9 protein-coding genes are annotated in these 7,542 nt (G+C 63.6%); 5 read left to right on the forward strand and 4 right to left on the reverse strand.

Going from position 1 to position 7,542, the window contains the following annotated elements; genetic code table 11:
• Positions 1-13 precede the first annotated feature (13 nt).
• Genes ACYDAT_RS09625 through ACYDAT_RS09635 form a run of 3 tightly spaced genes read left to right on the forward strand, consistent with a single transcriptional unit; the run spans position 14 to position 2,204 of the window.
• Complete coding sequence (locus tag ACYDAT_RS09625; RefSeq protein ID WP_461449815.1) at positions 14-385, forward strand: GntR family transcriptional regulator; 372 nt, start codon at positions 14-16, stop codon at positions 383-385.
• Positions 382-1,239 (forward strand): ABC transporter ATP-binding protein, encoded by an 858-nt coding sequence (locus ACYDAT_RS09630; RefSeq protein WP_461439799.1) that lies wholly within the window; start codon positions 382-384, stop codon positions 1,237-1,239. The genes ACYDAT_RS09625 and ACYDAT_RS09630 overlap by 4 nt, the downstream gene beginning before the upstream one ends.
• Positions 1,236-2,204: a hypothetical protein gene (locus ACYDAT_RS09635; RefSeq protein WP_461449817.1), complete on the forward strand. Its 969-nt coding sequence runs from the start codon at positions 1,236-1,238 to the stop codon at positions 2,202-2,204. The genes ACYDAT_RS09630 and ACYDAT_RS09635 overlap by 4 nt, the downstream gene beginning before the upstream one ends.
• A gap of 49 nt (positions 2,205-2,253) precedes the next feature.
• Here ACYDAT_RS09635 and ACYDAT_RS09640 read toward each other — a convergent pair whose 3' ends face one another.
• The 3 genes from ACYDAT_RS09640 to apbC are packed head-to-tail and all read right to left on the reverse strand — an operon-like array spanning position 2,254 to position 4,378.
• A complete protein-coding gene (locus tag ACYDAT_RS09640) occupies positions 2,254-2,682 on the reverse strand; it encodes a hypothetical protein (protein ID WP_461449819.1) in 429 nt (142 codons plus the stop codon).
• 25 nt (positions 2,683-2,707) lie between these two features.
• The gene (dcd, locus tag ACYDAT_RS09645) at positions 2,708-3,271 is read right to left on the reverse strand and encodes a dCTP deaminase (RefSeq protein ID WP_461439802.1); all 564 of its coding nucleotides are present in this window, start codon (positions 3,269-3,271) and stop codon (positions 2,708-2,710) included.
• A 30-nt stretch (positions 3,272-3,301) separates the two neighbouring features.
• Positions 3,302-4,378: an iron-sulfur cluster carrier protein ApbC gene (gene apbC / locus ACYDAT_RS09650; protein WP_461439803.1), complete on the reverse strand. Its 1,077-nt coding sequence runs from the start codon at positions 4,376-4,378 to the stop codon at positions 3,302-3,304.
• Between the two features lie 175 nt (positions 4,379-4,553).
• Here apbC and ACYDAT_RS09655 point away from each other — a divergent pair, with 175 nt between their 5' ends.
• Both ACYDAT_RS09655 and metG read left to right on the forward strand, forming a co-directional pair.
• Positions 4,554-5,030, forward strand: a complete 477-nt coding sequence (locus ACYDAT_RS09655) for a DUF2147 domain-containing protein (protein WP_461439805.1) — start codon at positions 4,554-4,556, stop codon at positions 5,028-5,030.
• Between the two features lie 91 nt (positions 5,031-5,121).
• Positions 5,122-7,272, forward strand: a complete 2,151-nt coding sequence (metG, locus tag ACYDAT_RS09660; protein ID WP_461449821.1) for a methionine--tRNA ligase — start codon at positions 5,122-5,124, stop codon at positions 7,270-7,272.
• On the opposite strand, the gene ACYDAT_RS09665 is transcribed toward metG, so the two are convergent.
• A partial coding sequence (locus ACYDAT_RS09665) for a DinB/UmuC family translesion DNA polymerase (RefSeq protein ID WP_461449823.1) occupies positions 7,269-7,542 on the reverse strand: 274 nt, incomplete at its 5' end. The two genes, metG and ACYDAT_RS09665, sit on opposite strands and share 4 nt — an antisense overlap.

Consider the following 7,542-nt stretch of genomic DNA (forward strand, 5'->3'; position numbering starts at 1 on the left):
CGAGTACGCGCCCATGACCGTCACCTGGAACGACAGCGTCCCGATCTACCGCCAACTGCGCGAGCGCGTGGTGGCAATGATCCTCGACGGCGCCCTGAAGGAAGGCGATGCGCTGCCTTCTGTGCGCCAGGTCGCGGCTGACTTCCAGATCAATCCGTTGACCGTTTCCAAGGCTTATCAAGAACTGGTCGATGAGCAACTGGTCGAGAAACGCCGCGGCCTGGGCATGTACGTGATCGATGGCGCGCGCGTCAAGCTGCTGGGTAGCGAGCGCGAACGTTTTCTGCGTGACGAGTGGCCGGCCCTGCTCGAACGCATCCAGCGCATGGGCCTGGAGCCCGCAAGCCTGCTGCAGGCCGGCGACCGCAAGGAGAATGACCGATGAGCGCAATGATCGAGGCGCATGGTTTGCGCAAGCAGTATCGCAACACGGAGGCGCTGCGCGGGATCGATTTCAGCATCGAGCCAGGGCGCATCGTGGGCCTGATCGGCCCCAACGGCGCCGGCAAGACCACCGCCCTCAAGGCTATCCTCGGCCTGACCGATTTCCAGGGCCAGCTCAATGTGCTGGGCCACGACCCGCGTGTAGGCCGCGAACGCATGATGCAGGAGGTCAGCTTCATCGCCGACGTGGCGGTGTTGCCGCGCTGGATACGCGTACACCAAGTCGTCGACTTCGTCGCCGGCGTACACCCGAAATTCGACCGCGCGCGCTGCGAAGGTTTCCTCGCGCGCACCCAATTGCAAAAGACCGCGCGCGTACGCGAGCTCTCGAAAGGCATGATCGTGCAACTGCATCTGGCGCTGGTGATGGCCATCGACGCGCGCCTGCTGGTGCTGGACGAGCCCACGCTGGGCCTTGATCTGCTGTATCGCAAGCAGTTTTATCAAAGCCTGCTCGAGGATTACTTCGACGAGCAGCGCACCATCCTGATCACCACGCATCAGGTCGAGGAAATCGAAAACATTCTCAGTGACGTGATGTTCATCCGCGATGGTCGCATCACGCTGCAAACCGACATGGACAGCCTCGGCGAGCGTTACGCTGAGGTCATGGTCGCGGCCGAGCACGCCGAGGCCGCGCGCGCGCTGAAACCGCTCAGCGAGCGCAACGTGTTCGGCAAAACGGTTTATTTGTTCGACGGCGTCGAACGACAGCAATTGCAGGCGCTGGGTGAAGTGCGCCGGCCCTCGCTGGCCGACATCTTCGTAGCCACCATGCAGGGCTCCTACACATGAACAACATGACCTGGCTGTTGAAACGCGAATTCTGGGAACACCGCGGCGGGTTCCTCTGGGCTCCTTTTTGGACCGGCGTGGCGGTATTAGCGCTGACCCTGCTCGGCCTGCTCGCCGGCGAAGTGCGCATGCTGCAGGTCAACGGCGGTGGATCGAGTTCGGCCATCTCCATGTTGTTTTCCGAGCAAACGCCCAAGCAGATCGAACAGGCCGCCAAATTGCTCAATGGTTCGTTGCTTGGTGTGAACGCGCTGTTCGGCCTGGTCATGGGCGTCGTGCTGTTTTTTTATCTGCTGGGTGCGCTTTACGACGACCGCAGAGATCGCAGTGCACTGTTCTGGAAATCGCTGCCCGTATCCGATGCCGGCACGGTGATCAGCAAGGCGTTGATGGCAACGGTGTTGATCCCGTTACTGGTGTTCGCTCTGATGCTGGTTACATGGCTGCTGCTGCAGATCTTGCTCAGCATATTCGTGTTGATCCACGGTGGCAGCCCATGGGCACTGATCTGGGGACAGCACAGCTTTCTGCCGATGCTCGCTGTGCTGCTCGCAGACCTGCCCGCGCACATGCTGTGGGCCTTGCTTGCGGTTGGCTGGCTGTTGCTGTGCTCGGCGGCGGTGCGCAGCAAACCCTTTCTGTGGGCGGTATTGATCCCCGTGCTGTTTGGTATTGCCAATGGCTGGATCGGTCTGCTGGGCGTGCCCAACCTGCCCGCTTGGTTCCTGTGGCGCGAAGGCATTGCGCGAATGCTTTTGGGTATGTTTGGCCTTTACGGCGCGTGGGGGCAAACCCTATCCGTCGGCGACGAGGCATTGCGCAGTGGCAATATTTTCGGCTGGGAGGCCGCCGGGCGCGGGCTCGCCGCACTTTATGCATCACCGGGGCTGTGGATCGGCGCTGTGATCGGCATCGCGATGATTGCCGGCGCGGTGTGGTTCCGGCGCCGCAACAGCGAGGTGTGAGAGTTCAGCGGGCTGGCGCCGCATCCAGGCAGCGCCAACCCGGCAACGATCAGTGCCCGGCCTCGGGCTTGTGCTTCGCGTCTGCCGTATGGACACGCGCGTTGACCAGCGTCAGCTTGCCACCGAGCTCGGCATAGCCCTTGAACCCGAAGGTCACCTGCAGGCCGGCGAACCAGCGCAGTTGCGTGTCCTTCACGCCCGATTCGGAACTGGGCTTGAGCAGCACTGTCTTCGGCAGCTTCTTCTGTTCGTCGAGATAGCGGAAGTGGCTGGCCAGATCCTCGGGCGAGAGCAGCGCGCCGTCGAGGAGGAACTGTCCGTTCTTGTAGGACTCCAACACCATGTCGTAGTGCTGCGGCACGTTGGCCACCACCGGGCCTCCTGCGCGCACGTTGCCATTGCAGCCGGCCAGTAGCAGGGTGACGGAAAGAGCGCCGGCAGCCAGCGCGGCACGAATGGCGGTTTTGCGATGACTCATCGAACGAACTCTCCGGTGATGGGATTCAGGCGCGCGGCAGTGTAACGCCCTTCTGCCCCTGGTATTTGCCGCCGCGGTCGCGATAACTGGTGGCGCAGACCTCGTCGGACTCCAGAAACAGCATCTGCGCCACGCCCTCATTCGCGTAAATCCGCGCCGGCAGCGGCGTGGTGTTGGAAAACTCCAGCGTCACATGGCCTTCCCATTCCGGTTCCAGCGGCGTGACGTTGACGATGATGCCGCAGCGCGCATAGGTGCTCTTGCCAAGGCAAATGGTGAGCACGCTGCGCGGGATGCGGAAATACTCCACCGTGCGCGCCAGCGCGAAAGAGTTGGGTGGAATGATGCATACATCGGCCTGGATATCGACAAAACTGCGCGCATCAAAGGCCTTGGGATCGACGATGGTCGAGTTGATGTTGGTGAACACCTTGAACTCGTCCGCGCAGCGCACGTCGTAGCCGTAGCTCGACGTGCCGTAGGACACGATGCGCTGGCCGCGATCCTCGCTCACTTGACCGGGCTCGAATGGCTCGATCATGCCCTGCGCGGCCATGCGGCGGATCCAGTGATCGGACTTGATGGACATGAGTATCTTCCGCGGCGCGGCGGGCGCCGATTATTCAACGACGATCTTGGGAAACGCGATGGCCTTGTTCAGCGCCTGCTGCGCCAGATGCGCGGCCGTGCGGCGCGCGATCTCGCGATAACGCCGGGTCAAGTCCGACTCCGGCATGGCGATCACGGTCGGCACGCCGGCATCCATCTGCTCGCGAATGCGGATGTCTAGCGGCAGCGCACCCAGCAGCGGCAATTGATATTCGCGCGCCATGCGCTCACCGCCACCAGCGCCGAAAATGTGCTCCTCGTGCCCGCACTGCGAGCACACGTGCGTGGCCATGTTCTCGACGATGCCGAGCACCGGCACCGAGACTTTCTGGAACATCTTCAACGCGCGCATCGCATCGAGCAGGGCGATGTCCTGCGGCGTGGTGACAATCACCGCGCCGGATACCGGCACGCGCTGCGCCAGGGTGAGCTGGATATCACCGGTGCCCGGCGGCAGATCGATGATCAGGTAATCAAGGCTGTCCCAGGCCGTGCCCTGCAGCAGTTGCATGAGGGTTTGCGTGACCATGGGACCGCGCCAGATCATCGGCGTGTCCTCGCTTACCAGCACGCCGATGCTCATCACCTGCAGACCGTGCGCCTGCATGGGTTGCAGACGCTTGCCGTCGGGCGACTCCGGCTGTCCGGAAAGGCCCAGCATGCGCTGCTGGCTGGGACCGTAAATATCGGCATCGAGCACGCCCACGCTCGCGCCCTCGGCAACCAGGGCCAGAGCCAGATTGGCAGACACCGTGGACTTGCCCACGCCGCCCTTGCCCGAAGCCACGGCAATGATGTTCTTGACGCCCGGCAATGGTTGCAGCCCTTGCTGCACGCCGTGGCTGCGCACACGCGTGGCAATCGACACGCTCACCGCCTGCAAACCATCGGCCTGCGCAGCGGCACGCACGGCTTGTTCCAACTCTGGCCACCAACCCCGCGCCGGATACGGCAGCTCCAGTTCCAGTGCGACGTGCGTGCCATCGATACCCACGGCGCGCACGAATTCGATGCCCAGTGCGCCACCGTGATGCGGATCGGGCAACGCGGCCAAGCGTTCGCGCAAACGGGTTTCAGCAGTGGACATCGCGGCATCACGTCAAGACAGACATGCAAGTATGCCAGAGAGCCCCGCACGACCACGCGCCGTGCGGCGATGCGGCTTGACGCCTGCGCGCGTCGCTCGCAGGCTCACCGAACTCACTTCTGGAGATCCACTCATGCGTGTGCTGCGTTCATTCGGATGGCCGGCGTTCGCCGCGATGTTGCTGGTGCTGTCGGGTCTTGCGGGGCAACGCGCGCTGGCGCAAACCGCGACGCCGGCCGATATGTCGCCTGTGGGCATCTGGAAGCAGATCGACGACAAGACCGGCGAGGCCAAGTCGCTGATCCAGATCAGCGAGGTCAACGGCGAGTTGACCGGCAAAGTGCTCAAGGTGCTGAAGTCGCGCAAGGGTCCCAACCCCCTGTGCGACAAGTGCTCGGGTGCGCTCAAGAACCAGCCGGTGACCGGCATGGAAATCCTGCGCGGCATGAAGCCCGATGGCTCCAGTTGGAGCGGCGGCACCATCCTCGATCCGAAATCGGGCAGGACCTATCGCTGCGACATGAAAGTGATCGACGGCGGACAGAAGCTCAAGGTGCGCGGCTACATCGGCTTCTCGTTGTTTGGGCGCACCCAGGTGTGGTTGCGCGAATCCGCACATGTTGCGCCAGCCGTCAGCGCCACGACGGAGTAGCACCACTCCAGCATCGTCGCGCCGCTCGCGCGACGCGAGGACGCGCGCGGGCGCATGGCATAATCGGCGGCCATCCTCCACTGCCGCCGCCATGAGTCGTTCGCTGGTCACCTGCGCCCTGCCCTACGCCAATGGCCCGCTGCATCTGGGCCATCTGCTGGGTTACATCCAGGCCGATATCTGGGTGCGCGCGCGGCGCATGCGCGGACTCGAGGCGCACTTCGTCTGTGCCGATGACGCGCACGGCACGCCGATCATGCTGGCCGCCGAGAAGGCCGGTGTCGCGCCGGAGGTTTTCATCCGCGGCATCCAACGCGGGCACGAACGCGACTTCGCCGCGTTCGGTGTGGCTTTCGATCACTACCACAGCACGCACAGCTCCGAAAATCAGCGGCTCGCCAGCCTGATCTACACGCGCCTGCGCGACGGTGGCCATATCGCACGGCGCCCGGTGCAGCAGTTCTACGATCCACTCAAGGGTATGTTCCTGCCCGATCGCTACATCAAAGGCACCTGCCCGCACTGTGGCGCGGCCGGCCAGTACGGCGACAACTGCGAAGTCTGCGGCAAGGCCTACGCGCCCACCGATCTCAAGAACCCGTATTCCGTGGTTTCTGGCGCCACGCCCGAACTGCGCGATTCCGAGCATTACTTCTTCAAGCTCGGCGATTTCCAGGATCTGCTGTTTCAATGGGTCGGCGGCGCACCGGTTGGCCACGAGAACGGCCGGCTTCGCATGGCTGCAGCGGTCGCCGCAAAGCTCATGGAATGGATTGAGGGCGGTTTGCGCGACTGGGATATTTCGCGCGATGCACCCTACTTCGGGTTCCCCATTCCCGATGCACCGGGCAAGTACTTCTACGTCTGGCTGGACGCGCCGATCGGCTACCTGGCCAGCTTCAAGGCGCTGTGCGAGGGTGGCCGATCGTCCGCACTAAATGCAGCCAGCTTCGATGATTTTCTCGGCGCGAACAGCACGGCCGAACTGCACCACTTCATCGGCAAGGACATCATCAACTTCCACGGCCTGTTCTGGCCGGCCATGCTGCACGGCGCCGGCTACCGACTGCCCACCGCGCTGCACGTCAATGGTTACCTGACCGTCAACGGCGCCAAGATGTCCAAATCGCGCGGCACCTTCATCCAGGCGCGCACCTACCTCGATGCCGGGCTGGAGCCGGAATACCTGCGCTACTACTTCGCCAGCATGCTCGGGCCAGCGCCTACCGACGTCGATCTCGACCTCGGCGCCTTCGAGGAGCGCGTCAACTCCCACCTCGTCGGCAAGTGGGTCAACATCGCCAGCCGCACGGCAGGATTCGTGCACAAGTTCTTCGACGGCCGCACAGCAAGCAACTTTTCAGACACCGAGCAGGAAATCTGGAACAACCACCTAAAGGTGAACCTTGGTTACGTGGCGCACAAAAGCCCACATGTCGGTAGCTCTACGGGCTATTACGAAGACGGCGACTTCGCCAAGGTCTGCAACGGCTTTGTACTGATGGCCGACATGGTCAACGCTTACATCGCCGAGAAGGCGCCTTGGCAGATGGCCAAGGACGAGTCCAAACGCGCAGAACTGCACCAGGTCTGCACCTTCGCGCTGTCGGCCTTCCGTCTGCTGGCCGGCTGGCTCAAACCCATCCTGCCGGCCACGGTCGCCCGCGCCGAAGCATTCCTGGATGCGCCGATCAAGGATTTCGACGACGCCGCGCGGCCGCTGCTGGGCCACCGCATCAACGCCTTCACGCCGCTGCTCGGCCGCATCGACCGCAAGCAGGTCGAGGCGATGATCGCGGCGTCCACCGAATCGCTGCAGCCAACGGCACCCGCCACCGAACCGAAGGCACGACCGATGAATTCCACCTCCGCACCTCCGAGTCCCGAGTTCCTGGCCCCGAGTCCCGCTCCGTCCATCTCCATCGACGACTTCGCCAAGCTCGATTTGCGCATCGGCGCCGTGCTGGCTTGTGAATTCGTGGACGGCTCGGACAAGCTGCTGCGCTTCGAGCTGGACGCCGGCGAACTGGGCAAGCGACAGATTTTCTCCGGCATTCGCGCTGCCTACGGCGAACCCGCGAAGCTGGTCGGCCGCAAGGTCGTGTTCATCGCCAACCTCGCGCCGCGCAAGATGCGCTTCGGCGTGTCGGAGGGCATGATCCTTTCCGCCGGCAGCGGTGGTGCCGATCTGTTCCTGCTCGACGCCGACGCCGGCGCGAAGCCGGGCATGCCGGTGCGCTAAGCGCCCGGGATTGTGTTGACCGCAGCGAAAAACAAATCGGGCTGCGCCGTATCGGCGTCGACGAATCCCGACAGTCCCACACCGACCAGGCGATAGCGCGTGGACGCCGGCAGTTCGACGCGCGCGCGCAGTTGCAACGCCGTCCGCACCAGCGCTGCTTCGGATTGCGCTGGCAGCGCATCGGTGTGGCTGCGCGTGAGCGTGCGAAAGTACGCGGTCTTCAGCTTGAGCACCACGGTACGCGCGATGCGATCCTGCTCGCGCACATAC

The sequence above is a fragment of the Metallibacterium sp. genome, from assembly GCF_054637675.1.

Coding starts and splice junctions, on each gene's coding strand:
- ACYDAT_RS09625 (WP_461449815.1), top strand. CDS start 14: ATGACCGTCACCTGGAACGACAGCGTCCCGATCTACCGCCAACTGCGC.
- ACYDAT_RS09630 (WP_461439799.1), top strand. CDS start 382: ATGAGCGCAATGATCGAGGCGCATGGTTTGCGCAAGCAGTATCGCAAC.
- ACYDAT_RS09635 (WP_461449817.1), top strand. CDS start 1,236: ATGAACAACATGACCTGGCTGTTGAAACGCGAATTCTGGGAACACCGC.
- ACYDAT_RS09640 (WP_461449819.1), bottom strand. CDS start 2,682: ATGAGTCATCGCAAAACCGCCATTCGTGCCGCGCTGGCTGCCGGCGCT.
- dcd (WP_461439802.1), bottom strand. CDS start 3,271: ATGTCCATCAAGTCCGATCACTGGATCCGCCGCATGGCCGCGCAGGGC.
- apbC (WP_461439803.1), bottom strand. CDS start 4,378: ATGTCCACTGCTGAAACCCGTTTGCGCGAACGCTTGGCCGCGTTGCCC.
- ACYDAT_RS09655 (WP_461439805.1), top strand. CDS start 4,554: ATGTTGCTGGTGCTGTCGGGTCTTGCGGGGCAACGCGCGCTGGCGCAA.
- metG (WP_461449821.1), top strand. CDS start 5,122: ATGAGTCGTTCGCTGGTCACCTGCGCCCTGCCCTACGCCAATGGCCCG.